22 protein-coding genes are annotated in these 24,580 nt (G+C 68.7%); 8 read left to right on the top strand and 14 right to left on the bottom strand.

Annotation, left to right across the window (positions count from 1 at the left end):
* Position 1 precedes the first annotated feature (1 nt).
* Both JJB11_RS16040 and JJB11_RS16035 read left to right on the top strand, forming a co-directional pair.
* Positions 2-1,333: an FAD-dependent oxidoreductase gene (locus tag JJB11_RS16040; RefSeq protein ID WP_201173416.1), complete on the top strand. Its 1,332-nt coding sequence runs from the start codon at positions 2-4 to the stop codon at positions 1,331-1,333.
* 3 nt (positions 1,334-1,336) lie between these two features.
* Positions 1,337-2,191: an isocitrate lyase/PEP mutase family protein gene (locus JJB11_RS16035; RefSeq protein WP_201173415.1), complete on the top strand. Its 855-nt coding sequence runs from the start codon at positions 1,337-1,339 to the stop codon at positions 2,189-2,191.
* A 12-nt stretch (positions 2,192-2,203) separates the two neighbouring features.
* Here JJB11_RS16035 and JJB11_RS16030 read toward each other — a convergent pair whose 3' ends face one another.
* The 10 genes from JJB11_RS16030 to uvrB all read right to left on the bottom strand — a co-directional run bounded on the left by JJB11_RS16030 (position 2,204) and on the right by uvrB (position 12,414).
* On the bottom strand, positions 2,204-4,033 hold the full coding sequence (locus tag JJB11_RS16030) for an FAD-binding oxidoreductase (protein WP_201964876.1): 1,830 nt from the start codon (positions 4,031-4,033) through the stop codon (positions 2,204-2,206).
* Between the two features lie 211 nt (positions 4,034-4,244).
* Entirely contained in the window at positions 4,245-4,583 is a 339-nt protein-coding gene (fdx, locus tag JJB11_RS16025; protein ID WP_201173414.1) for an ISC system 2Fe-2S type ferredoxin, read from the bottom strand.
* A gap of 90 nt (positions 4,584-4,673) precedes the next feature.
* Positions 4,674-6,533 carry a Fe-S protein assembly chaperone HscA gene (hscA, locus tag JJB11_RS16020; RefSeq protein WP_201173413.1) on the bottom strand — a complete coding sequence of 620 codons (1,860 nt, stop codon included), beginning with the start codon at positions 6,531-6,533 and terminating at the stop codon, positions 4,674-4,676.
* A gap of 10 nt (positions 6,534-6,543) precedes the next feature.
* Complete coding sequence (gene hscB / locus JJB11_RS16015; protein ID WP_201173610.1) at positions 6,544-7,062, bottom strand: Fe-S protein assembly co-chaperone HscB; 519 nt, start codon at positions 7,060-7,062, stop codon at positions 6,544-6,546.
* A gap of 2 nt (positions 7,063-7,064) precedes the next feature.
* Positions 7,065-7,388 carry an iron-sulfur cluster assembly protein IscA gene (gene iscA / locus JJB11_RS16010; RefSeq protein ID WP_201173412.1) on the bottom strand — a complete coding sequence of 108 codons (324 nt, stop codon included), beginning with the start codon at positions 7,386-7,388 and terminating at the stop codon, positions 7,065-7,067.
* 5 nt (positions 7,389-7,393) lie between these two features.
* Positions 7,394-7,780 carry a Fe-S cluster assembly scaffold IscU gene (iscU, locus tag JJB11_RS16005; protein ID WP_201173407.1) on the bottom strand — a complete coding sequence of 129 codons (387 nt, stop codon included), beginning with the start codon at positions 7,778-7,780 and terminating at the stop codon, positions 7,394-7,396.
* 28 nt (positions 7,781-7,808) lie between these two features.
* On the bottom strand, positions 7,809-9,029 hold the full coding sequence (locus JJB11_RS16000; RefSeq protein WP_201173406.1) for an IscS subfamily cysteine desulfurase: 1,221 nt from the start codon (positions 9,027-9,029) through the stop codon (positions 7,809-7,811).
* A 28-nt stretch (positions 9,030-9,057) separates the two neighbouring features.
* On the bottom strand, positions 9,058-9,594 hold the full coding sequence (gene iscR / locus JJB11_RS15995; protein WP_201173405.1) for a Fe-S cluster assembly transcriptional regulator IscR: 537 nt from the start codon (positions 9,592-9,594) through the stop codon (positions 9,058-9,060).
* A 229-nt stretch (positions 9,595-9,823) separates the two neighbouring features.
* Complete coding sequence (locus JJB11_RS15990) at positions 9,824-10,306, bottom strand: low molecular weight protein-tyrosine-phosphatase (protein ID WP_201173404.1); 483 nt, start codon at positions 10,304-10,306, stop codon at positions 9,824-9,826.
* Complete coding sequence (gene uvrB, locus JJB11_RS15985; RefSeq protein WP_201173402.1) at positions 10,303-12,414, bottom strand: excinuclease ABC subunit UvrB; 2,112 nt, start codon at positions 12,412-12,414, stop codon at positions 10,303-10,305. Before uvrB ends, JJB11_RS15990 begins: the two co-directional genes overlap by 4 nt.
* A 93-nt stretch (positions 12,415-12,507) precedes the next feature.
* Here uvrB and JJB11_RS15980 point away from each other — a divergent pair, with 93 nt between their 5' ends.
* The 6 genes from JJB11_RS15980 (at position 12,508) to rsxB (ending at position 19,248) form a co-directional block, all read left to right on the top strand.
* Positions 12,508-13,710, top strand: coding sequence for an amino acid aminotransferase (locus tag JJB11_RS15980; RefSeq protein WP_201173401.1), 1,203 nt, complete (start codon positions 12,508-12,510; stop codon positions 13,708-13,710).
* A gap of 79 nt (positions 13,711-13,789) precedes the next feature.
* Positions 13,790-15,076: a TIGR03862 family flavoprotein gene (locus tag JJB11_RS15975; protein WP_201173399.1), complete on the top strand. Its 1,287-nt coding sequence runs from the start codon at positions 13,790-13,792 to the stop codon at positions 15,074-15,076.
* Between the two features lie 43 nt (positions 15,077-15,119).
* Positions 15,120-15,287 (top strand): hypothetical protein, encoded by a 168-nt coding sequence (locus JJB11_RS15970; protein WP_201173398.1) that lies wholly within the window; start codon positions 15,120-15,122, stop codon positions 15,285-15,287.
* A 69-nt stretch (positions 15,288-15,356) separates the two neighbouring features.
* Positions 15,357-17,072 carry an NAD(P)/FAD-dependent oxidoreductase gene (locus tag JJB11_RS15965; RefSeq protein WP_201173397.1) on the top strand — a complete coding sequence of 572 codons (1,716 nt, stop codon included), beginning with the start codon at positions 15,357-15,359 and terminating at the stop codon, positions 17,070-17,072.
* A gap of 155 nt (positions 17,073-17,227) precedes the next feature.
* Entirely contained in the window at positions 17,228-18,598 is a 1,371-nt protein-coding gene (locus JJB11_RS26060) for a polyhydroxyalkanoate depolymerase (protein WP_201964874.1), read from the top strand.
* Positions 18,595-19,248, top strand: coding sequence for an electron transport complex subunit RsxB (gene rsxB, locus JJB11_RS26055; RefSeq protein ID WP_201964873.1), 654 nt, complete (start codon positions 18,595-18,597; stop codon positions 19,246-19,248). Before JJB11_RS26060 ends, rsxB begins: the two co-directional genes overlap by 4 nt.
* 18 nt (positions 19,249-19,266) lie before the next feature.
* Here the strand turns inward: rsxB and JJB11_RS15955 are convergent, their stop codons facing one another.
* The 4 genes from JJB11_RS15955 to JJB11_RS15940 are packed head-to-tail and all read right to left on the bottom strand — an operon-like array spanning position 19,267 to position 24,526.
* A complete protein-coding gene (locus tag JJB11_RS15955; protein ID WP_201173395.1) occupies positions 19,267-19,707 on the bottom strand; it encodes a CBS domain-containing protein in 441 nt (146 codons plus the stop codon).
* A 55-nt stretch (positions 19,708-19,762) separates the two neighbouring features.
* Positions 19,763-20,818 (bottom strand): 2-oxoacid:ferredoxin oxidoreductase subunit beta, encoded by a 1,056-nt coding sequence (locus tag JJB11_RS15950; RefSeq protein ID WP_201173383.1) that lies wholly within the window; start codon positions 20,816-20,818, stop codon positions 19,763-19,765.
* Positions 20,815-22,635 (bottom strand): 2-oxoacid:acceptor oxidoreductase subunit alpha, encoded by a 1,821-nt coding sequence (locus JJB11_RS15945; RefSeq protein WP_201173380.1) that lies wholly within the window; start codon positions 22,633-22,635, stop codon positions 20,815-20,817. Before JJB11_RS15945 ends, JJB11_RS15950 begins: the two co-directional genes overlap by 4 nt.
* 55 nt (positions 22,636-22,690) lie before the next feature.
* On the bottom strand, positions 22,691-24,526 hold the full coding sequence (locus tag JJB11_RS15940) for an FAD-dependent oxidoreductase (RefSeq protein WP_201173377.1): 1,836 nt from the start codon (positions 24,524-24,526) through the stop codon (positions 22,691-22,693).
* Positions 24,527-24,580 lie beyond the last annotated feature (54 nt).

Genomic DNA, 24,580 nt, shown 5'->3' with positions numbered 1-24,580 from the left:
CATGACGCGCGTCGTCCGCACGGCTCGCTTCGACGCACCGGTGCACGTGCCCGTGGCCATCGTCGGCGCGGGCGCCTGCGGGCTGGTCGCGGCCATCGCGCTGCGCGACCTCGGCATCGACTGCGTCCTGCTGGAGCGCGACGCGACGCCCAGCGGTTCGACCGCCCTGTCCTCGGGCTTCATTCCCGCGGCCGGTACGCGCGTGCAGCGGGACCAGGGGATCGCCGACAGCGTCGCGCTGTTCGCGGAAGACATCGCGGCCAAGAGCAAGGGACAGGCCGCGCCGCATCTCGTGCAGGCGTACGCGCAAGCGTGTGGTCCGGCGATCGACCGGCTGGGCGAGCACGGGCTGCACTTCGAGGTGCTGGCGAACTTCCTCTATCCCGGCCATCGCGTGCACCGCATGCACAGCCTGCGCGAGCGCACCGGCGCCGCGCTGGTCGCAGCGCTGCACGCCGCGGCCATCGATGCAGGTGCGGACCTGCTCACATCCGCCCGCGTGGTCGATCTCTACGTGGACGACAGCGATCGCGTGCTCGGCGTCGCAGCCGAACGTCCCCGCGGCGTGGTGGAACGCATCGCCTGCGACGTGCTGCTGCTCGCGTGCAACGGCTTCGGCGGCAGCCCCGCGCTCGTGCGCGAGCTGCTGCCGGAGATGCGCGATGCAACCTTCGCCGGGCACCAGGGCAATGACGGCAGTGCCATCCTGTGGGGACGCGCGCTGGGCGCCGGTCTGGCCGACCTGGGCGGCTACCAGGGCCACGGCTCCTGGGTGGTTCCGCAAGGCGCGCTCATGACCTGGGCCGTGATGATGGAGGGCGGCGTGCAGCTGAACGCGAAGGGCCAGCGCTTCCACAATGAGACGCATGGCTACTCGGAGGCGGCGGTCGACGTGCTTGCGCAACCGGGCGGCACCGCGTGGAACGTCTTCGGTGACCGGCAGCTGGCGCTGGCGCGGGAGTTTCCCGACTTCCGCGAGGCCGAAGCCGCCGGGGCGCTGCGCACCGCGAGCGACCGCGAGGGACTGGCGGCCATCATCGGCTGCGATCCCGCGCAACTCGCTCCCGAGCTCGAGCGCTTCGGGCCGCCCTTCCACGCCGTGCGTGTGACCGGCGCCCTCTTCCACACGCAAGGCGGCCTCGCCATCGATGCATCCTGCCGGGTGCAACGTGTCGACGGCAGCCTCTTCCCCAACCTGCTCGCCGCCGGCGGCGCCGCGCGCGGTGTCAGCGGCAATGCGGTGTGGGGCTATCTCTCCGGCAACGGGCTGCTGAGCGCCGTGGCCGGAGGCTGGGTAGCGGCGCACACCGCCGCGAATCAATTGCAAGGCTGAACGATGTCTTTGAAGAATCTCCTCGCGCGAGCGCAGCCGCTGCTCGCACCCGGTATCTACGACGCGCTGAGCGCGCTGGTGGCCGAACAGGCCGGCTTCGAGGCGCTGTACCTCTCCGGCGCCTCGATCGCCTATACGCGGCTCGGGCGCTCCGACGTCGGCCTCACCACGGCCACCGAAGTCGCGCAGACGCTCGCGCACATCACCGATCGGGTGCGCCTGCCCGTGATCGTCGATGGCGACACCGGCTTCGGCAACGCGCTTAACGTACAGCGCACGGTGCGCGACTTCGAGCGCGCCGGTGCGGCGATGATCCAGCTGGAAGACCAGGGCTTTCCCAAGCGCTGCGGGCACCTCGATGGCAAGACGGTGGTCCCGGCGGCGGAGATGGCCGGCAAGCTGCGCGCGGCGCTCGATGCCCGGCGCAGCAGCGAGACGCTGATCCTCGCGCGCACGGACGCGCTCGCCATCGAAGGACTCGACGCGGCGCTGGAGCGGGCCGAGCGTTACCTGGAGACCGGCGTGGATGCGCTCTTCATCGAGGCCTTGCGCAGTCCGGAGCAGATGAAGGCCGCATGCGAGCGCTTCGCCTCGCGCATCCCGCTGCTGGCCAACATGGTCGAAGGCGGCAAGACGCCCATCCTGAGCGCGCAGGAACTGGGCCGGGTCGGCTTCCGCATCGTCATCTTCCCCGGCGGCACCGCGCGCGCGGTGGCACACACCCTGCAGCGCTACTACGGCACGCTGCACGAGGACGGCACCACCGCCGCATTGCGCGGCGAGATGCTGGACTTCGACGGGCTCAACGCCGTCATCGGCACGCCGCAGTTGCTGGCCGAGGGCCGCAAGTACGAATGAGCCGCCCGGGGTTCACGCCCCGCGCGTGAACCCGTCGTCGCTCCAGGCTTCGCTTCCCACGCCGTGGTGCACGGTGAACAGGCCGCCCGGGTCGTACTGCGTCTTCACCGCCAGCAGGCGCTCGTAGTGGCTGCCCCAGAACGCATGCTGCCAGTCCGGCTCGAAGAAGTCGCTCTCCGAGACGTAGGAGCCCGGCTTGGGCACGAGCTTGCGCAGTTCCCCCATGCAGGCGCGCACCCGCCCCGCCTGCTGCCGTGCCACTGCGATGTCGGGTTCGTGGCCGGCCACGCCAGGATAAGCCGCAGGACCATGGGCCGCGCTGATCGCCAGCGCGAACGCGTCCAGCGCCGCCGGGTTCATCGCCGTGTCGCGCGCGGCCGCGATCGCTTCCGGCGGCGCGCCGGCCAGTCCCTTGTTGAAGTGCAGCGAAACGCCCCATTGCGCGGCCGCGGCGACGAGCGCATCGGCGAGCGACGCGCGCTGTGCCGGCTGGAGCAGCGAAGCGGGCAGCCAGGTGGATGCGTAGCCGTGCAGGACCTGGCCCGCCTGGCCCTCGTCGCCGGGCCAGTACACGTTGCCCTCCGGCGCACCCGGCCGCGCGTCGCGCTTGATGAAGCCGAGCGCGCGCTTCACGAAGGTCGGTGACCAGAACTCGCGCGCGGAGGTCGACACGATCTTCAGCGGTGCGAAATCCACGCTGAGATCCGGCAGGCGGGCTATCGCGTCGAGGAAGGGCTGCCACACCGCCACCGCCTCGCCGCGCTCCATGCCCTGGAACACCATCTGCACGCGCATCACGTGTCCTGGCAGGAAGCGGATCTGCTCGCCCCAGTGCGGGTTCATCAGCGATGCAGCGTAGAAGTCCAGCGTCATCGCGGCGAGGCGGCGGAACGCAGCAGCCGAATCCGCGCGCACCGTGAAGTTGACGGCGCCGAAGGTCTCGGGCAGCTCGTGCGTGCGCACGGTGATGCGGGTGACGACGCCGAAGCTGCCGCCGCCGCCGCCCTTCAGGGCCCAGAACAGGTCCGGGTTCGTGCAGGCATTTGCGATCCGCGTGACGCCATCGGCCGTGACGACTTCTGCTTCGAGCAGGTTGCCCGACGCCGTACCGAAGCGCTTGGAGAAGCTGCCGAAGCCGCCGCTTTGCACCAGGCCCGCGACGCCCACCGTCATGCAGCCGCCCCCCTGGACATAGCGCCCGCCGCGGGTCGTGACCGCGTCGTAGGCATGCACCCAGAGCGCGCCCGCGCCTAGGCTCGCCGCCTGCGTCGGTGCGACCCGGCCGGCGCACCCTTGCGGAACGAAGCCGTCGTGCAGCCGGATGTCGCGCATCCCGTGCGTCCACACCAGCAGCGAGCCGGGCGCGCTGGAGGTGCCCTGGTAGCTGTGGCCGCCGCCCTTCACGACCAGGCGCAGGCGATGCTCGCGCGCGAAGTTCACCGCCGCCGCGACATCCGCGCTGTTGCGCGCTTCGACCGCGTAGGCGCTGGGCGCCGAGGTCCACGCGTCCACCCAGCCCAGCGCCTGCGTGAGCGCCGGATCGTCGCTGATGAAATACGGATTGCCGACCTGCCGGAACAGGCGCGCGCACTCTTCGCCCGCAGGCGCGGCGACGCAGGCCGCCCAGGGCGACTGCAACTGTACGAGCCGACCGCCCAGCTGCGCACGCAAGCCTTGCCACTGCGCCGGCGATGGCCAGCCAAGGGCGCCGGGACGCACGCGCGCGACGCCGGCCTGCGGCTGCGCAGCCGCCATGCCGGCGAACGGAAGGGCCGCAGCAGCCTGCAGCAAGCGCCTGCGCTGCTGCGAATGCGGCGCGGTGGAGGGGGTGTCATCGCTCATGGCCGCGCATCTTGCACGAAGCCGCCACGAGCAAGGAAGCGGTGCGACGAAGCGCACGCGGTGCGGCGCGAAACGACGGCTCGGCGCGCGAACGAAAGGGCGCAGTACAGGACCGCGAGCCAGCGTGCTCCACGGCCAGCGGCGATCCAGACGAGAAAGCGGCCCCCGGCCGCTTCATTGCACGAACTCCGCGCCGCCCGGGCGCCACGCCTCAGTGGTTTTCCTTGGCGTGGTTGATGGAGTACTTGGGAATCTCCACCACCAGGTCCTTCTGGTCCAGGATCGCCTGGCAGGACAGCCGCGAGTTGGGTTGCAGCCCCCACGCTCGGTCCAGCAGGTCTTCCTCGTTCTCGTCCATCTCGTTGAGGGAGTCGAAGCCCTCGCGCACGATCACGTGGCAGGTCGTGCAGGCGCAGCTCATGTCGCAGGCATGCTCGATCGCGATGCCGTTGTCCAGCAGCGCCTCGCAGATGGAGGTGCCCGCGGGCGCCTTCACCTCCGCGCCGTTGGGCGCGTACTCTGGATGGGGAAGGATCTTTATCGTGGGCATTTCATTCCAGTGCCACCGCGGAACCGGCTTTGCCGGGCCGCTGGTGGCGCCCCCTTGAGGGGGAGGCGCCGCAGGCGCTTCGGGGGTGGGTCATATCGCCTCGAGGTTTTTGCCGGCGAGGGCCTTGCGGATGCCCTCGTTCATGCGGCGGGCGGCAAAGGCTTCGGTGCCCTTGGCCAGCGCCTGCACCGCGGCTTCCACCACCGCGGCGTTTTCGCTGGCCTTGACGGTCTCGCGCAGGCTGGCCACCAGGGCGTCGATGTTCCTGCGTTCTTGCGGCTCCAGCAGGTCGCCATCCGCATCCAGCGCGCTCTGCGTGGCGATGATCATGCGTTCCGCATCCACACGGGCTTCCGTGAGGGCGCGGGCCTTCATGTCGGCCTCCGCCGTCGTGAAGCTCTCCTGCAGCATCTTCGCGATCTGCTCGTCGGAGAGACCGTAGGACGGCTTGACGTCGATGCGCGCCTCGACGCCCGAGCCCTGCTCGCGCGCGGACACGTTCAGCAGGCCGTCGGCGTCCACCGTGAAGGTCACGCGGATGCGCGCTGCGCCCGCCGCCATGGGCGGGATGCCGCGCAGCTCGAAGCGCGCGAGGCTGCGGCAGTCGGCGACCAGGTCGCGCTCGCCCTGCACCACGTGGATGGCCATCGCGGTCTGGCCGTCCTTGAAGGTGGTGAAGTCCTGGGCCTTGGCCGTGGGGATGGTCTCGTTGCGCGGCACGATGCGCTCGACCAGGCCGCCCATGGTCTCGATGCCCAGCGACAGCGGGATCACGTCCAGCAGCAGCAGCTCGCCTTGCGGGTTGTTGCCGGCGAGCTGGTTGGCCTGGATCGCCGCGCCCAGCGCGACGACCTCGTCGGGGTTCAGGTTCGTCAGCGGATCGCGGCCGAAGAACTCCGCGACGGCATGGCGCACCTGCGGCATGCGCGTCGACCCGCCCACCAGCACGACGCCCTGCACTTCGTCCTTCGTGAGCTTCGCATCGCGCAGCGCCTTGCGGACCGCGCCGATCGTGCGTGCGGTGAGGTCGCCCGTCTCGAGCTCGAAGTCCTTGCGCGCGACCCGCACGTCCACCGAGCGGCCGCCGAGCGTGACCGGCACGGTGAGCGCCTCCACGTCCGAGAGCTGCTCCTTGACCGAACGCGCGAGCATCTTGACCTGCGCCTTCTCGGAGGGCGACTCGGGCTCGATCTTCGCCTGCTTGAGCAGCCAGTCGGCGAGCGCGCGGTCGTAGTCGTCCCCGCCCAGCGCCGAGTCGCCACCCGTGGCGACCACCTCGAAGACGCCCTGCGACAAGCGCAGGATCGAGATGTCGAAGGTGCCGCCGCCGAGGTCGTACACCGCGTACAAGCCTTCGCTGCCGTTGTCGAGGCCGTAGGCGATCGCGGCTGCCGTCGGCTCGTTGATCAGGCGCAGCACGTTGATGCCGGCCAGCTGCGCGGCGTCCTTGGTCGCCTGCCGCTGCGCGTCGTCGAAGTACGCGGGCACGGTAATGACCGCGCCATAGAGATCGTCGTCGAACGTGTCCTCGGCGCGCTGGCGCAGCGTGGCCAGGATCTCGGCGCTCACCTCCACGGGCGACTTCTCGCCTTCGCGTGTGTGCAGGGTGACCATGCCAGGATGATCGGCAAATCGGTACGGCAGCTTGGTGCGGTTGGCGATGTCGGCCAGGCCGCGGCCCATGAAGCGCTTGACCGAGGCGATGGTGTTCTCGGGATCCTCGGCCTGCGCGGCCTGCGCCTCGAAGCCGATCTGCCGGCGACCTGCGCCCAGGTAGCGCACCACCGACGGCAGCAGCACGCGGCCCTCGGAATCGGGCAGGCACTCGGCGACCCCGCTGCGCACGGCGGCCACCAGCGAGTGGGTCGTGCCCAGGTCGATGCCGACCGCGATGCGGCGCTGGTGCGGGTCGGGCGAAGCGCCCGGTTCGGAAATCTGCAGGAGGGACATGGTGAGCCCTCTATTGTCCCAGTTGTGCGAGGCGCGCCTCGATGTCCTCGGCAAAGCGCTCGATGAACATGAGGGCTCTCACCTGCTGGGCCGCGGCCGGCGCGTCGCCTTCGAGGTCCAGCAGTTGCTGGATGTGCGCAAGCATGTCGCGGCGGCGCTTCATCACGCGATCGGAGAGCTCGCTCAAGGCGTCCTCACCTTCCGCCTCGTCCAGTGCCTCGCGCCATTCCATCTGCTCCACCAGGAACTCGGTGGGCATCGCCGTGTTGTTCTCGGCGTCGATGGGAGCGCCAAGCAGCTGGCAGAGATAGGCCGCCCGCTTGAGCGGGTCCTTCAGGCGCCGGTAGGCCTCGTTGATGCGCACGGACCATTGCAGCGCCGCCCGCTCGGCCGCGGCACCCTGGCCGGCGAAACGATCGGGATGCGCGTTGCGCTGGAGCTCCTTCCAGCGGGCATCGACCTCGGAGCGCTCCTGGGCGAAGCGCTGCGGCAGTCCGAACAGGGCGAAGTCGGTGGCGCTCAGGTTCACCGTCAAACCCTGAACGATTCTCCGCAGCCGCAGCGGTCGCGCTCGTTCGGGTTGTTGAACTTGAAGCCCTCGTTGAGGCCTTCGCGCACGAAATCCAGCTGCGTGCCTTCGATGTAGGCCAGGCTCTTCGGATCGACGAGCAGCTTCACTCCATGGTCCTCGAACACGATGTCCTCGGGCGCGACCTCGTCCACGTACTCGAGCTTGTACGCGAGCCCCGAGCAGCCGGTGGTTTTCACGCCGACGCGCACCCCCACGCCCTTCCCGCGCTTCGCGAGATACCGGGTGACGTGCCGCGCCGCGGCTTCGGTCAAAGTCACTGCCATCGCCTTCAGTTCGTGTGCTTCTTCTTGTAGTCGGCCACGGCCGCCTTGATGGCGTCCTCGGCCAGGATGGAGCAGTGGATCTTCACCGGCGGCAGCGCGAGTTCTTCCGCGATCTGCGCGTTCTTGATCGAAGCCGCCTCGTCCAGCGTCTTGCCCTTCACCCACTCGGTGACGAGCGAGCTGGAGGCGATGGCCGAGCCGCAGCCGTAGGTCTTGAAGCGCGCGTCCTCGATGACGCCCGTGGACGGGTTCACCTTGATCTGCAGCTTCATCACGTCGCCGCAGGCGGGCGCGCCCACCATGCCGGTGCCGACGCTCTCGTCTCCCTTTTCGAAGGATCCGACGTTGCGCGGGTTCTCGTAGTGTTCGACGACTTTCTGGGAATAGGCCATTTCGTACTCCTGATCTTTCTCTCGTTCCTTAATGAGCCGTCCACTGGATGGTGCTGATGTCGATGCCGTCCTGGTACATCTCCCACAGCGGGCTCAGCTCGCGCAGCTTCGCCACGTTCTGCTTGATCGTGGCCACGGCGTAATCGATTTCTTCTTCGGTCGTGAAGCGGCCGATGGTCATGCGCAGGCTGCTGTGCGCCAGCTCGTCGCTGCGGCCCAGGGCGCGCAGCACATAGCTGGGTTCCAGCGACGCCGAGGTGCAGGCCGAGCCCGACGACACGGCCAGGCCCTTGATACCCATGATCAGCGACTCGCCTTCGACGAAGTTGAAGCTGATGTTCAGGTTCTGCGGCACCCGGTGTTCCAGGTTGCCGTTGATGAACACCTGCTCCACGTCCTTGAGGCCGTCGAGCAGCCTCTGCTGCAGCTTGCGCGCATGCTCGTTGTCCTTGGCCATTTCTTCCCTGGCGATGCGGAACGCCTCGCCCATGCCGACGATCTGGTGCGTCGGCAAGGTACCCGAGCGCATGCCGCGCTCGTGGCCGCCGCCGTGCATCTGCGCTTCCAGGCGGATGCGGGGTTTGCGGCGGACGTACAGGGCGCCGATGCCCTTGGGACCGTAGGTCTTGTGCGATGCCAGGCTCATCAGGTCGACGGGCAGCTTCTTCAGGTCGATGTCCACCTTGCCGGTCGCTTGCGCGGCGTCGACGTGGAAGATCACGCCCTTTTCGCGGCAGATCGCTCCAAGCGCGGGGATGTCCTGGATCACGCCGATCTCGTTGTTCACGAACATGACCGACGCCAGGATCGTGTCCGGCCGGATCGCCGCCTTGAACTTCTCCAGGTCGAGCATCCCGTCTTCCTGCACGTCGAGGTAGGTCACCTCGAAGCCCTGCCGCTCGAGCTCGCGCATGGTGTCCAGCACGGCCTTGTGCTCGGTCTTCACCGTGATCAGGTGCTTGCCCTTGCTCTGGTAGAAGTGCGCCGCTCCCTTGAGGGCGAGGTTGTCGGACTCGGTGGCACCGGAGGTCCAGACGATCTCGCGCGGGTCGGCGCCGACCAGGTCGGCGACCTGCTGGCGCGCCTTCTCCACGGCCTCTTCCGCTTCCCAGCCCCACGCGTGGCTGCGCGAGGCCGGGTTGCCGAAGTGCTCGCGCAACCACGGGATCATGGCGTCGACCACGCGCGGGTCGACCGGCGTCGTCGCGCCGTAGTCCATGTAGATCGGGAAATGGGGCGTCATGTCCATTGCTGGCGTCTTCTGCTGGCTGGTTGGTTTATTGCTTCGCGAGCGTGTTGCCCAGGGCGAAGACCGAGTTCGGCGCGTTCACGCGGATGGGCTTCACGACGGGCGCACTCGAGATCGCGCGCTTGGGCGTGGGCTTGTCTTCGATCTGCACGCCCTTGGCGAGCTGGTCGTCGACGAGCTTCTGCAGCGTGACGGAATCGAGGAACTCCACCATGCGCTGGTTCAGCGCCGACCACAGCTCGTGGGTCATGCACTGGCCGCCCTCGCCCTGGCAGTTTTCCTTGCCGCCACACTGGGTGGCGTCGATCGGCTCGTCCACCGAGACGATGATGTCCGCGACCGTGATCTCACCGGCCTTGCGGCCCAGCGTGTAGCCGCCACCCGGCCCGCGGGTGGATTCGACGAGTTCATGGCGGCGCAGCTTGCCGAACAGCTGCTCCAGGTACGACAGCGAAATGTGCTGGCGCTGGCTGATCGCCGCCAGCGTGACGGGACCATTGTTCTGGCGCAGTGCCAGATCGATCATTGCAGTGACCGCAAAGCGGCCTTTGGTCGTGAGACGCATCGCTAGCTCCTTGTTGCTCGCTTGCTTGCCTTGCCTGCCGCGGCACCCGCCGCGCCAGGCCGTCTCCACCCATGTTCCGGCTTCGTGCCGGCCCTCTTCCGGCCAGGCAAGCGTCGCCCGGCGGTGTTCTGACTCTCTTCTTGGGTTTCCTGACTATTTCAGTCAAGTATACCAGAAAACCCGGCGTGGAGCTCGGGTACTCGGGTTTTTCTGCAGTGCAGCAGGCCGTTCAGGCGCGGTCGGACCGGATGTGCCGCACCAGCCCATCGCACGCGGCCTCGACATGGTCGAGCACTGTCTCGAAGCCCTTCATCCCACCGTAGTAGGGGTCGGCGACTTCGTCCGCAAGCCCTGCCGGAGCGAACTCCATCAGCCGCCTGAGCTTGTGCCGGTGCTGTGGCGGGCAGGCGTCCTGCAGTTCCTCGAGGTGCCCGCGGTCCATCGCCAGCAGCAGGTCGAAGCGCTCGAAGTCCGCGGCGTGGACCTGGCGCGCGCGATGGCGGGACAAATCATAGCCGCGCAGATGCGCGTGCCTTGCGCTGCGGTCGTCCGCCGGCGCCCCGACGTGGTAATCGGTCGTGCCGGCCGAAGCGACGTGCACGCGCTCCGCGAGGCCGGCGTGCTCGAGCTTGTGGCGCAGCACGACCTCGGCCGTCGGGCTGCGGCAGATGTTGCCCGTGCAGACCATCAACACGGAAAAGCGCTGCTTCATTTCTTCTTGGCGGCTTCGATGGGAACGACGTTGTCGTGCACGGAAGCACCGAAGGCCTGCTCCTTGAGCAGCGCCAGCTGGTCGCGCACGCGCGCCGCCTTCTCGAATTCGAGGTTGCGTGCGTGTTCGAGCATCTGCTTTTCGAGCTGCTTGATGCGCTTGGAGACGTCCTTCTCGGACATGTCCTCCACCATCGCGCGCTGCAGCTCCTGCTTCTCCTGCTCCTTGCTCGCCTTCTCGCTGTAGACCCCGTCGATGAGGTCGCGGATCTGCTTCTGGATGCTGCGCGGGGTGATGCCGTGCGCCTCGTTGTGCGCGATCTGCTTGGCACGCCGCCGTTCGGTCTCGCCGATGGCGCGCTTCATCGAGTCGGTCATGTTGTCGGCGTACAGGATGGCCTTGCCGTTGAGGTTGCGCGCCGCCCGCCCGATCGTCTGGATCAGCGAGCGCTCGGCCCGCAGGAAGCCTTCCTTGTCGGCGTCGAGGATGGCCACCAGCGACACCTCGGGAATGTCCAGGCCTTCGCGCAGCAGGTTGATGCCCACCAGCACGTCGAACTGGCCGAGGCGCAGGTCGCGGAGGATTTCCACGCGCTCGACCGTTTCGATGTCGCTGTGCAGGTACCGCACCTTCACCCCGTTGTCGCTGAGGTAGTCGGTCAGCTGCTCCGCCATCCGCTTGGTCAGCGTCGTGATGAGCACGCGCTCGTTCTGCTCCACGCGGATGCGGATCTCCTGCAGCACGTCGTCTACCTGGTGCGCGGCGGGGCGCACCTCGACGACCGGGTCGATCAGGCCGGTGGGACGCACCAGCTGCTCCACGACCTGCCCCGCGTGCGTCTTCTCGTAGTCGGCGGGGGTCGCCGAGACGAAGATCACCTGACGCATGCGCGCCTCGAACTCCTCGAACTTGAGCGGCCGGTTGTCCATTGCCGAAGGCAGCCGGAAGCCGTATTCCACCAGCGTTTCCTTGCGGGCCCGGTCGCCTGCGTACATGCCATTGAGCTGCCCGATCATCTGGTGGCTCTCGTCCAGGAACATCAGCGAGTCCTTGGGCAGGTAGTCCGTCAGCGTGGACGGCGGCGCTCCCGGCGGCGCCCCCGAGAGATGGCGCGTGTAGTTCTCGATGCCCTTGCAGTGGCCGAGCTCGCTGAGCATCTCCAGGTCGAAGCGCGTGCGCTGCTCCAGCCGTTGCGCCTCCACCAGCTTGCCCTGGGACACGAAGAAGTCCAGCCGCTCTTTCAGCTCCAGCTTGATGGACTCCACCGCCGACACGACCTTCTCGCGCGGAGTGACGTAGTGGCTGGACGGATAGACCGTGAAGCGCGGCACCTTCTGGCGGATGCGCCCGGTCAGCGGGTCGAACAGCTGCAGCGTCTCGATCTCGTCGTCGAACAGCTCGATGCGGATCGCCAGCTCGCTGTGTTCGGCCGGGAAGATGTCGATCGTGTCGCCCCGCACGCGGAAGGTCCCGCGGGCGAAGTCCTGCTCGTTGCGGTTGTACTGCATGCGAATGAGCTGGCCGATGATGTCGCGCTGCCCGATCTTGTCGCCCACACGCATGATGAAGCGCATCTGCGTGTAGTCCTCGGGTGCGCCGATGCCGTAGATCGCGGACACCGTCGCGACGATCACGGTGTCGCGCCGCTCCAGCACGCTCTTGGTCGCCGACAGCCGCATCTGCTCGATGTGCTCGTTGATCGAGGAATCCTTCTCGATGAACAGGTCGCGCTGGGGAACGTACGCTTCCGGCTGGTAGTAGTCGTAATAGCTCACGAAGTACTCCACGGCGTTCTTCGGGAAGAACTCGCGGAACTCGGAGTACAGCTGCGCGGCCAGCGTCTTGTTGGGCGCGAACACGATCGCAGGACGCCCCAGCCGCGCGATCACGTTGGCCATGGTGAAGGTCTTGCCCGAGCCGGTCACGCCCAGCAGGGTCTGGAACACCTCGCCGTCGTTGACGCCCTCGACCAGCTTCTCGATGGCCTGCGGCTGGTCACCCGCCGGCGGGTAAGGCATGAACAGCTCGAAGGGCGAGTCGGGGAAGGTGACGAACTCGCCCTTGGGCTGGTCCTGCTGGGCCTGTGCGGCCTCGGGTATTGCGCTCATTCGGGATGTCCCTGATACGACAGACTAAAATTGCGGGCAGCCGGCCAGCGTACAACAGGCCGGGCGTTCTTGCCACTGCATCCAAGGAACCCCATGTCGTCCCTCTTCCACGCCGTCGAAATGGCGCCCCGCGACCCGATCCTGGGCCTGACCGAGCAATACGTCGCCGACACCAACCCGAAGAAGGTGAACCTCGGGGTCGGCGTCTACTACGACGACAACGGCAAGCTGCCGCTGCTCGAGTGCGTGCAGAAGGCGGAAGAGAAGATGATGGCGGCCCACGCCGCCCGCGGCTACCTGCCCATCGACGGCATCGCGGCATACGACGCGGCGGTCAAGTCGCTCGTATTTGGGGCCGATTCCGAGCCGGTCAAGAGCGGCCGCGTCGCCACCGTGCAAGCCCTGGGCGGCACGGGCGGCCTGCGCGTCGGCGCCGACTTCCTCAGGAAGCTGAATCCTTCCGCCAAGGTGCTGATCAGCGACCCGAGCTGGGAAAACCACCGCGCCCTCTTCACGCAGGCCGGCTTCACCGTGGAGACCTACCCCTACTACGACGCGGCGAAGAAGGGCATCAACTTCGACGGCATGCTGACGGCGCTCAACACCGCACCCGCCGGCACGGTGATCGTGCTGCATGCCTGCTGCCACAACCCGACCGGCTACGACCTCACGGCCGCCCAGTGGGACCAGGTGGTCGCGGCGGTGAAGGCGCGCAAGCTGGTGGCGTTCCTGGACATGGCGTACCAGGGCTTCGGCCAAGGCATCGCCGAAGACGGGCTGGCGGTGCAGAAATTCGTGGCTTCCGGCGAGGACTTCTTCGTCTCCACCTCCTTCTCCAAGAGCCTGAGCCTCTACGGTGAGCGCGTCGGCGCCCTGTCCGTGCTGTGCGCGGACAAGGACGAAGCCGCGCGCGTGCTCTCGCAGCTGAAGATCGTGATCCGCACGAACTACAGCAACCCGCCCACGCACGGCGGCCAGATCGCCGCGACCATCCTCAACACGCCGGAACTGCGTGCGCTGTGGGAGCGCGAGCTCGCCGGCATGCGCACGCGCATCAAGGAGATGCGCACTGCCCTGGTGGAGAAGCTCAAGGCCAAGGGCGTGCAGCGTGACTTCAGCTTCATCACGCAGCAGGTCGGCATGTTCAGCTACTCCGGGCTGACGAAGGACCAGATGGTCCGCCTGCGCAACGAGTTCGGCGTCTACGGCATCGAGAGCGGCCGCATCTGCGTCGCCGCGCTCAACACGAAGAACATCGACTACGTGACGGAGAGCATCGCCAAGGTGGTGGCCTGAGGGCGATTCGGCTCGCGAGGCCGACACGTAGGCTGGCGGTGAGCGCAGCGAACCCCAGCGATCCGGCGGCGCTGGCAACATGACCGCCCGCCAGGCACAGCCGCCGGCCCGCGCCGCCGTCATCGGCGGTGGCCCCGCCGGGCTCATGGCCGCCGAGGTGCTCGCGGCCGGCGGCGTCGCCGTCGACCTGTTCGACGCCATGCCTTCGGTAGGGCGCAAGTTCCTGCTCGCGGGCCGCGGCGGCCTGAACCTCACGCACTCGGAATCCACCGAGCGCCTGCTGGGGCGCTACGGCGAGCGGCGCGGCGCCCTCGCCGCGGCCATAGCCGCGTTCGACGGCAGCGCCGTACGCGCGTGGGCCGACGCGCTGGGCATCGGGACCTTCGTCGGCACCTCGGGCCGCGTGTTTCCCAAGGACATGAAGGCGGCGCCGCTGCTGCGCGCGTGGCTGCACCGGCTGCGCGAAAGCGGCGTGAAGCTGCACGCGCGCCATCGCTGGACCGGCTGGGACGCGCACGGCGCCCTGCGCTTGCACACACCGGGCGGCGAAGTGCTCCACGCCGCCGACGCCACCGTGCTCGCCCTGGGCGGCGCCAGCTGGTCGCGCCTCGGCTCCGATGGCGCGTGGGTGCCGTGGCTGGAACAACGCGGCGTCGCCATCGCGCCGCTGCAGCCCTCGAACTGCGGCTTCGACGTGCAGCCGACCGGTCCCGGCCGCAGCGGCTGGAGCGAGCACCTGCGCCAGCGCTTCGCCGGCCAGCCGCTGAAGACCGTTGCAGCATTCACCGACGCGCAAGGGCGCACGGACCTGCAGGCCGGCGAGTTCGTCGTGACCGACACCGGCGTCGAAGGCAGCCTCGTGTACGCATTCAGTGCGCGCCTGCGCGATGCCATTGCCAGTGACGGCGGGGCGACGCTCTACGTCGACCTGCTGCCCCAGCACAGCGAAGCGCAGGTGCTGGCCGAATGCAGCCATCCGCGCGGCCCGCGCAGCCTGTCCACCCACCTGAAGAGCCGGCTCGGCCTGCACGGGCTGAAGATGGCGCTGCTGCACGAGCTGCTCACACCCGGGCAGCTGGCCGACGCGGCGCAGCTCGCGCGGGCGATCAAGGCTCTGCCCTTGCCGCTGGCGCGGCCGCGCCCGCTCGACGAGGCGATCAGCACCGCGGGCGGCGTGCGCTTCGACGCACTGGACGAGCACTTGATGCTGCGCGCGCTCCCCGGCGTGTTCTGTGCCGGCGAGATGCTGGACTGGGAAGCGCCCACCGGCGGCTACCTGCTCACCGCCTGCATGGCGACGGGGCGCGTGGCTGCGCAGGGGGCCTTGCACTGGCTCCGGGCACTGCGTCCGCCGCCTGAGGGATAATCGCGGGTTCAACCCTCCACCAGAACATTCGAACGGAACCGCCATGGGCAACAAGATCGTCACCGAAGCAGACCGCAAGGCCACTCCCAAGGAGAAGGCCGGCAAGGGCTTCACCAACACCGCCGGCCACGGCCAGAAGGTCAGCCTGGAGCGCGGCTCCCACACGCGCAGCAAGAAGAACCCGGGCAAGCGTCCGCGCAAGGGCGGCTGATCCACCCCGCCGCACGCAAGTCGCCGCCCGCGGGCGGCGTTTTGCATTCCGGCCCATGAACGCATCGCCATGCTGAGGATTACCGAACTGCGCTTGCCGCTGGACCACGCGGAGGACGCACTGCGTCCCGCGGTCGCGCGCCGCCTCGGCGTGGACGACGCGGACCTGCTGTCGTTCAACGTGTTCCGGCGCGCCTACGACGCGCGCAAGAAGAGCGCGATCCTGCTGATCTACACCGTCGACTGCGAAGTGCGCGACGAGGCCGCAGTGCTCGCGGCGCATCCCGGCGACCCGCACCTGAAGCCGGCGCCGGACACGCGCTACCGCTTCGTCGCCCACGCGCCGGCCGATTTCCAGGCACAGGAGCGGCCGCGGCCGATCGTCGTCGGCTTCGGCCCCTGCGGGATCTTCGCCGCGCTGCTGCTGGCGCAGATGGGGCTGCGCCCGATCGTGCTGGAGCGCGGCAAGGAAGTGCGGCAGCGGACGAAGGACACCTGGGGGCTGTGGCGCCGCAGCGTGCTGAACCCCGAGTCGAACGTCCAGTTCGGCGAAGGCGGCGCCGGCACCTTCAGCGACGGCAAGCTGTGGAGCCAGATCAGCGACCCGCGCCACCTCACGCGCAAGGTGCTCACCGAGTTCGTGAAGGCGGGCGCGCCCGAGGAGATCCTGTTCGTCAGCAAGCCGCACATCGGCACCTTCCGGCTGGTGAGCATGGTGGAGAAGATGCGCGCCGACATCGTCGCGCTCGGCGGCGAGATCCGTTTCGGCCAGCAGGTGATCGACGTGCTGCTCGAACGCGAAGGCAATGCGCTGCACCTGCGCGGCGTGACGCTCGCGTCCGGCGAGCAGCTGCGGGCCGACCACGTGGTGCTGGCGCTGGGGCACAGCGCCCGCGACACCTTCACGATGCTGCACGAGCGCGGCGTGTTCATGGAGGCCAAGCCCTTCTCCGTGGGTTTCCGCATCGAGCACCCGCAAGGCGTGATCGACCGCGCACGCTTCGGGCCGAACGCCGGCAACCCCATCCTGGGCGCGGCCGACTACAAGCTGGTCCACCACGCGAAGAACGGCCGCGGCGTCTACAGCTTCTGCATGTGCCCGGGCGGCACGGTGGTGGCGGCGACGTCGGAGCCGCAACGCGTGGTCACCAACGGCATGAGCCAGTATTCGCGCAACGAGCGCAACGCGAACGCGGGCATCGTCGTGGGGATCTCGCCGCAGGACTACCGGCAGGACGGCGCCGCCGCAGGACCGGTGAATCCCCTCGACGGCATGCGCTTCCAGCGCCTCTGGGAGTCGCGGGCCTACGAGCTGGGCGAAGGCGACTACTTCGCACCGGGGCAGCTGGTGGGCGACTTCGTCAAGCGGCAGCGCAGCAGCGCGGTGGGGAACGTCCTGCCCTCGTACAAGCCGGGAGTGCGCTGCACGGACCTGGCGCAGCCGGGACGCGAGAGCCTGCCCGTGTACGTGCTGGATGCGATCCGCGAGGCCATCCCGGCGTTCGATCGCCAGATCGCGGGCTTCGCCATGCGCGACGCAGTGCTGACCGGCGTCGAGACGCGCACCTCCTCCCCCTTGCGCATCACGCGCAACCGCCAGTACGAGAGCCTGAATGTGCGCGGCCTCTATCCGGCGGGCGAAGGCGCCGGCTACGCGGGCGGCATCATGTCCGCGGGCGTCGATGGCATCGAGGTGGCCGAGGCCGTGGCGCGGGCGATCCTGGGCATCGCGCCCGACGCGAACACCGTGCACGCAATCGGCCCCTCCGTCCTGCAGGCGATCTAGCAGCCTGCGCGGCAGGAAGCGGCACAGGCCGGCGGACCGGCAGCCGCTTGTCCGACGCCGCGCCCCCTGCGCGGAGGGGTATGCTCATGCGTAGTAATACCGCATGCAGCCTTGCTCAGGCGCTGGTATATTGCACTGCAACAACAGGTACCACCATGCTCTACCAGATCTACGAGGCGCAGCGCTCCTTGATGGAGCCGTTCGCGGACTTTGCGCAGGCGGCATCCAAGCTTTACAGCAATCCCCTCACGCCCTTCGGCCAGACGCCCGTCTCGCAACGCCTCTCGGCGGCATACGACCTGATGTACCGCCTCGGCAAGGACTACGAGAAGCCCGAGTTCGGCATCACGACCGTCGACGTCGACGGCGTGGAAGTCGCGATCCACGAGCGCGTGGAAATGGACAAGCCGTTCTGCGAACTGCGCCGGTTCAAGCGCTTCACCGACGACCCGCAGACGCTCACCAAGCTGAAGGGCCAGCCCGCGGTGCTGATCGTCGCGCCGCTCTCCGGTCACTACGCCACGCTGCTGCGCGACACCGTGCGCACCATGCTCAGCGACCACAAGGTCTACATCACCGACTGGCGCAACGCGCGCCTGGTGCCGCTGGAGCAAGGCTCCTTCGCGCTGGACGACTACGTGAACTACGTGCAGGACTTCATCCGCCACCTGCAGAAGGAATACGGCAACTGCCACGTGATCAGCGTGTGCCAGCCGACCGTGCCGGTGCTGGCCGCCGTGTCGTTGATGGCGAGCCGCGGCGAGCCGACGCCGCTCACGATGACGATGATGGGCGGCCCGATCGACGCCCGCAAGTCGCCCACCGCCGTCAACAACCTGGCGATGAACAAGAGCTACCAGTGGTTCGAGACGAACGTGATCTACCGCGTTCCCCCGAGCTTCCCCGGCGCCGGCCGCCGCGTGTACCCGGGCTTCCTGCAGCACTCCGGCTTCGTCGCGATGAACCCGGACCGGCACATGTCGAGCCACTACGACTACTTCAAGCACCTGATCGCCGGGGACGACGCCTCGGCCGAAGCGCACCGCCAGTTCTACGACGAGTACAACGCGGTGCTCGACATGGACGCGGACTACTACCTCGACACGATCCGCGTCGTCTTCCAGGAATTCCGGCTCGTCAACGGCACGTGGGACGTCACCAGCCCGGACGGCACGGTCGAACGCGTGCGGCCCGAGGACATCCGCACCAGCGCGCACCTCACCGTGGAAGGCGAGCTGGACGACATCTCCGGCTCCGGCCAGACCGAGGCAGCGCACGACCTCTGCATCAACGTGCCGAAGGCGCGGCAGAAGCACATCGAGGTGAAGGGCGCAGGCCACTACGGCATCTTCAGCGGCCGCCGCTGGCGCGAGATCGTGTACCCGCAGGTGCGCGACTTCATCAAGCAGTTCGACGAGCCCGCGGCCGCCGCGCGCAAGACCACGGCGCGCAAGTCCGTGGCCGCTGCCCGCCGCGCCCCCAAGTCGGCGCGAGCCACGGCTCCGGCGCGCGCCCGCCGCAAGTGAAGCCCGAGGCGGCGCGACTGCACGCCGCCCTGCCCCAGACCCAGTGCACGCGCTGCGGGTATCCCGATTGCGCGGGCTACGCCGAGGCCATGGCCGCGGGTGAGGCGGACATCGATCGCTGCCCGCCCGGCGGGGCCGAGGGTATCGCGCGGCTCGCCGCCCTCACGGGCAAGTCGCCGCGCCCGCTGGCGGCGGACGTGGGCACGGAAGGCCCGCGCAAGATGGCCGTGATCGACGAGGCCTGGTGCATCGGCTGCACGCTGTGCCTCGACGCCTGCCCCACCGACGCCATCCTCGGCGGCAACAAGCGCATGCACACGGTGATCGAGCCTTACTGCACCGGCTGCGAGCTGTGCGTACCGGTGTGTCCGGTGGATTGCATCGCCCTCGAGGACAGCACCGGCGAGCGCACCGGCTGGGCGGCCTGGTCGCAAGCGCAGGCCGACGATGCCCTCGCGCGCTACGAAGCACGCCAGCACCGCAAGCTGCGCGAGCAGGCCGAGCACGCCGAACGCATGGAGCAGAAGGCGCGCGCCAAGCTCGCCGACCTGCCGGCGCTGACGCACGGTGCCGAGGGCGAGGAGCTCGCGCGCAAGAAGGCGGTGATCGAGGCGGCGCTCGCGCGGGCGCGGGCGAAGCGCGGGGGCTGAAGCGCGGCGAGTGGGCCCTCAGCCCAGTGCGTCGTTCACCTGCTCGTTGAACTCTGCCTGGCTGAGCGCCGCGCCCAGCTCGCGCGGCAGCGCGTCGCGAATCGAGAACACGCCCAGGATCTTGCGGTCTGCGCCCACGATCGGCAGGTGCCGGAAGCCGCGCTCCAGCATGATGACGACGGCATCGGACACCTTGGTCTCCGGTGCCACGCACTGGGGATGCGCAGTCATGACCTGCGCCAGCGTGGTCTGCTTCGGCTCCAGCGCGCGGGCGAGCACGCGGGTCATCAGGTCGCGCTCGGTGACGATGCCCAGCAGGCGGTCCGGCGGCTCCATCACCAGGATGCTGCCGCAGTTGGCCCGCGTCATCGCGCAGGCGGCTTCCCAGACATTCGCCTGGGGACCCAGGCTCAACACGTGCTTCTTGGGCACGGACTGGAAGACGGTTCGCTCGGCCATGTGCAAGCCTCCTTGGGAACGGACTGCTGCGGCCCTGGTGCCGGGTCTGGCGGGACTAGCGCAATGATGCGTTGATCCTGGCCAGGACGCCAGTCCCCGGACACAGTTGGTCGGCGTCCAGCGCGTTGAGAGGCCGCGCGCTGGTGTTCAGCGCGGTGTGCAGGTCGGTCGCCAGCGGATCGACGTACAGCAGCCCGGTGAGGATCTCGCCGCGCGCCTGGTGCGTGTGCATGTAGGCCATGGCGGCATGGCGGTCGGTGGGGTCGTACTCGGGGTGCAGGCTGCGCAGGCGCAGCAGGCTGCCGTCGTGCTGGCGCACGTCCACCACCTCGCCCGGCGCGACCGCTGCGGTGATCTCCGTGCGCGGCGTGATGAAGTCGATCCGGCTCACCGACTCGTTGTGCTCGCGCACGTAGTCGTAGCTCTTGGTGCTGCCCGGGTGGTTGTTGAAGGCCACGCAGGGACTGATCACGTCGATGAAGGCCGCGCCGCCGTGGCTGATCGCGCCCTTGATGAGCGGCACCAGCTGCTCCTTGTTGCCCGAGAAGCTGCGGCCCACGTAGGTCGCCCCGAGCTGCAGCGCCATGGCGACCAGGTCTACCGGGCTGTCGCTGTTGACCACGCCCTTCTTGCTCTTGCTGCCGTTGTCCGCGGTGGCCGAGAACTGTCCCTTGGTGAGCCCGTACACGCCGTTGTTCTCGACGATGTAGGCCATGCGCACGCCGCGCCGCATCGCGTGCGCGAACTGGCCCAGCCCGATGGAGGCGGAGTCGCCGTCGCCCGAGACGCCCAGGTACAGCAGCTCGCGGTTGGCGAGGTTCGCGCCGGTGAGCACGGAGGGCATGCGTCCGTGCACGGTGTTGAAACCGTGCGATGCGCCGAGGAAGTAGTCCGGCGTCTTGGAGCTGCAGCCGATGCCGCTGAGCTTGGCGACGCGGTGCGGCTCGATGTCGAGCTCCCAGCAGGCCTGGATGATGGAGGCTGAGATCGAATCGTGGCCGCACCCCGCGCACAGCGTGGAGATCTTGCCCTCGTAGTCGCGCCGGGTGTAGCCGACCCCGTTCTTCTCGAGCGTGGGATGGTGCAGCGGCGGCTTCGCGATGTAGGTCATGCCACGGTCTCCGAAACGGCCTGGGCGTGCGCCGTGATGGCGTCAGTGATGAAGCGGGCGGTGATGGGCGTGCCGTCGTAGTGCAGGACCTTCACCAGGCGCGCCGGATCGATTTCCAGCTCGTTGAGCAGCAGGGTGCGCATCTGCGCGTCGCGGTTCTGTTCCACGACGAACACGTGATCGTGCCTGGCGATGAACTCCGCCACGCCGTCGCCGAAGGGGAATGCGCGCAGGCGCAAGGCATCCAGGAGAACACCCTGGGCATCGAGCACTTCCAGGGCTTCCTGCATCGCCGGGCTGGTGGAGCCGAAGTAGATGACGCCCAGGCGCGTCTCGGCGGCGGCGCGCCGCAACACCGGCTGCGGGACCAGGCCGGCCGCAGTGCGGAACTTTCGCAGCAGCCGTTCCATGTTGTAGACGTAGTCCGGGCCGCGCTCCGAGTAGCGCGCGTACGGATCGCGCGTGGTCCCGCGAGTGAAGTAGGCCCCGCGCGTGGGGTGCGTCCCGGGCAGCGTCCGCCAAGGGATGCCGTCGCCGTCCACGTCCTTGTAGCGCCCGAAGTCGCGGCCCGCTTCGAGTTCCTCGGCGCTCATGACCTTGCCGCGGTCGTAGGCGCCGTCCTTCCATTCGAAGGGCTCGCACAGGCGCTGGTTCATGCCGATGTCCAGGTCGGTCATCACGAACACGGGCGTCTGCAGCCGATCCGCCAGGTCCAGCGCGCGCGCGGCGTGCTCGAAGCATTCGTGCGGATCCTCGGGGAACAGCAGGATGTGCTTGGTGTCGCCGTGGGACGCGTAGGCGCAGGACAGGATGTCCGCCTGCTGCGTGCGCGTGGGCATGCCCGTGGACGGTCCGCCGCGCTGCACGTCGATGATGGTGACCGGGATCTCGGCGAAGTACGCGAGGCCGATGAATTCCGTCATCAGCGACACGCCCGGGCCGGAGGTCGCCGTGAAGGCCCGCGCGCCGTTCCAGCCCGCGCCCACCACCATGCCGATGGACGCGATCTCGTCCTCGGCCTGCACGATCGCGTAGTTGTTCTGGCCCGTGTCGGCGTCGACGCGCAGCTTGCCGCAATAGCGCTGGAAGGCTTCGGCGACCGAGGAGGACGGCGTGATCGGATACCAGGCCGCGACCGTCGCGCCGCCGTACACGCAACCCAGCGCCGCCGCGCTGTTGCCGTCCACGAAGATGCGCTGGCCCACGCGGTCGGCACGCCGCACGCGGATGCCCAGCGGCCACTGCAGGTGTTCCTGGGCGAAGTCGCGCCCGAGCTGCAGGGCCTGCACGTTGGAGGCGAGCAGCTTCTCCTTGCCGCGGTACTGCTCGCCGAACAGCTTCTCGATTTCCGCCGGGTCGATCTCCAGCAGCACCGAGAGCGCACCGACGTACACGATGTTCTTGAACAACTGGCGCTGGCGCGGGTCGGAGTAGACCGCGTTGCAGATCTCCGTGAGCGGGATGCCGATCACGTTGATGTCGTCACGGAAGGCGGCGGGGGGCAGCGGGCGCGTGTTGTCGTAGAAGAGGTAGCCGCCCGGCGTCAGCTCCGCGACGTCGGCGTCCCAGGTCTGCGGGTTCATGGCGACCATCATGTCGACGCCGCCGCGCCGGCCCAGCCAGCCCTGTTCGCTGACGCGCACCTCGTACCAGGTGGGCAGGCCCTGGATGTTGCTGGGGAAGATGTTGCGCGGGCTGACCGGGACGCCCATGCGCAGGATGGACTTGGCGAACAGCTCGTTGGCGGAGGCGGAGCCCGAGCCGTTGACGTTGGCGAACTTCACCACGAAGTCGTTGACGGACTCGATGCGCTTCATTCGACTGTGCTCCTCGCTCCGCGCTGCGGAATTCGCCTGGCGTCGGCCCGGCGGCTCATGCTTCTGCCTCCAGCGCGGTGCGTGGCTGCGCCTTGTCGCGGCAGCCGCTGCCTGCCATCGCGCTCTTGAACAGGAATTTCTGCATGTCCCAGGCACCGGTGGGGCAGCGCTCGGCGCACAGCCCGCAGTGCAGGCAGACGTCCTCGTCCTTGACCATCACGCGCCCGGTCTTGAGTTGCCCCGAAACGTACAGGTCCTGCGCCAGGTTCAGCGCGGGCGCCTTCAGGCGCGTGCGCAGGTCCGGCTCGTCCCCGTCCGCGGTGAAGCTGATGCAGTCCATCGGACAGATGTCCACGCAGGCGTCGCACTCGATGCAGGTGGACTGGTTGAAGACGGTCTGCACGTCGCAGTTCAGGCAGCGCTGCGCCTCCTTGAAGGCGGTCGCGGCATCGAAGCCCAGCTCCACCTCCACGCGGATGCTCGCCAGCGCCTTCTCCGCCTGCGTCCACGGAACGGCGAAGCGCTGGTCGAGCGAGGTGGCGTTGTGGTAGCTCCACTCGTGGATGCCCATCTTCTGCGACATCAGGTTCACCGTAGGCGCCGGCCGCGTGCGCGGGTCCTCCCCGTGCAGCAGGCGGTCGATCGAGATCGCCGCGTCGTGCCCGTGCGCCACGGCGGTGATGATGTTCTTCGGCCCCAGCGCGGCGTCGCCGCCGAAGAACACGTTGGGCACCGTGGACTGGAAGGTGGACTTGTCCAGCACCGGCAAGCCCCACTCGTCGAAGGCGATGCCGCTGTCCCGCTCGATCCAGGGAAAGGCGTTCTCCTGTCCGACGGCGATCAGCACCTCGTCGCAGGCGAAGAAGGGGTCGGGCTCGCCGGTGGGGACCAGCTTGCGGCGGCCCTTGGCATCGTATTCGGCGCGGACGACCTCGAAGGTCATGCCCGTCAGGCGCCCGTTCTCGTGCACGTAGGCCTTTGGCACGTGGTAGTTGATGATGGGGATGCCCTCGTGCATGGCATCCTCCTTCTCCCACGGCGAGGCCTTCATCTCCTCGAAGCCGCTGCGCACGATGACCTTCACGTCCTCGCCACCCAGGCGCCGGGCGGAGCGACAGCAGTCCATCGCGGTGTTGCCGCCGCCCAGGACGATGACGCGCTTGCCCACCTGCGTCACGTGGCCGAAGGAGACCGACGCCAGCCAGTCGATGCCGATGTGGATCTGCGCCGCGGCCTCGCTGCGCCCCGGCAGGTCCAGGTCGCGGCCGCGCGGCGCGCCGCAGCCGACGAAGATCGCGTCCCAGCCTTCGGCCATCAGCGCCTTCATCGAATCGATGCGGCGTCCGGCGACGAACTCGACGCCCAGGTCCAGCACGTAGCCGCACTCCTCGTCGATCACCTCCTCGGGCAGCCGGAAGCGCGGCACCTGCGTGCGCATGAAGCCGCCGGGGCGCGCCTCGCCGTCGAACACCGTCACTTCGTAGCCTAGCGGTGCCAGGTCCCGCGCCACCGTGAGCGACGACGGGCCGGCGCCCACGCAGGCGATGCGCTTGCCGTTGCGCGCAGCACGCTGCGGCATGCGCGCGCGCACGTCCTCCTTCATGTCGGCGGCCACGCGCTTCAGGCGGCAGATCGCGACCGGCTCGGGATCCCCCGCGTTGTTCTGCTCCACGCGGCCACGCCGGCAGGCGGGCTCGCAGGGGCGGTCGCAGGTGCGGCCGAGGATGCCGGGAAACACGTTGGACACCCAGTTCACCATGTACGCGTCGCCGTAACGGCGCTGCGCGATCAGGCGGATGTATTCGGGGACCGGCGTATGGGCGGGGCACGCCCACTGGCAATCCACGACCTTGTGGAAGTACGCCGGATTCGCGATGTTCGTCGGCTGCAAGAAGGCCTCCTCACGCGGGGTGGCCCTGGAAAGCCCAGTCGGCCGCAGCCAGTC

Source organism: Ramlibacter ginsenosidimutans (assembly GCF_016654015.1).
GTDB lineage: Bacteria > Pseudomonadota > Gammaproteobacteria > Burkholderiales > Burkholderiaceae_C > Ramlibacter > Ramlibacter ginsenosidimutans.
The sequence above is the reverse complement of the archived record's forward strand: the minus strand, read 5'-3'. Positions and strand labels throughout refer to the sequence as shown.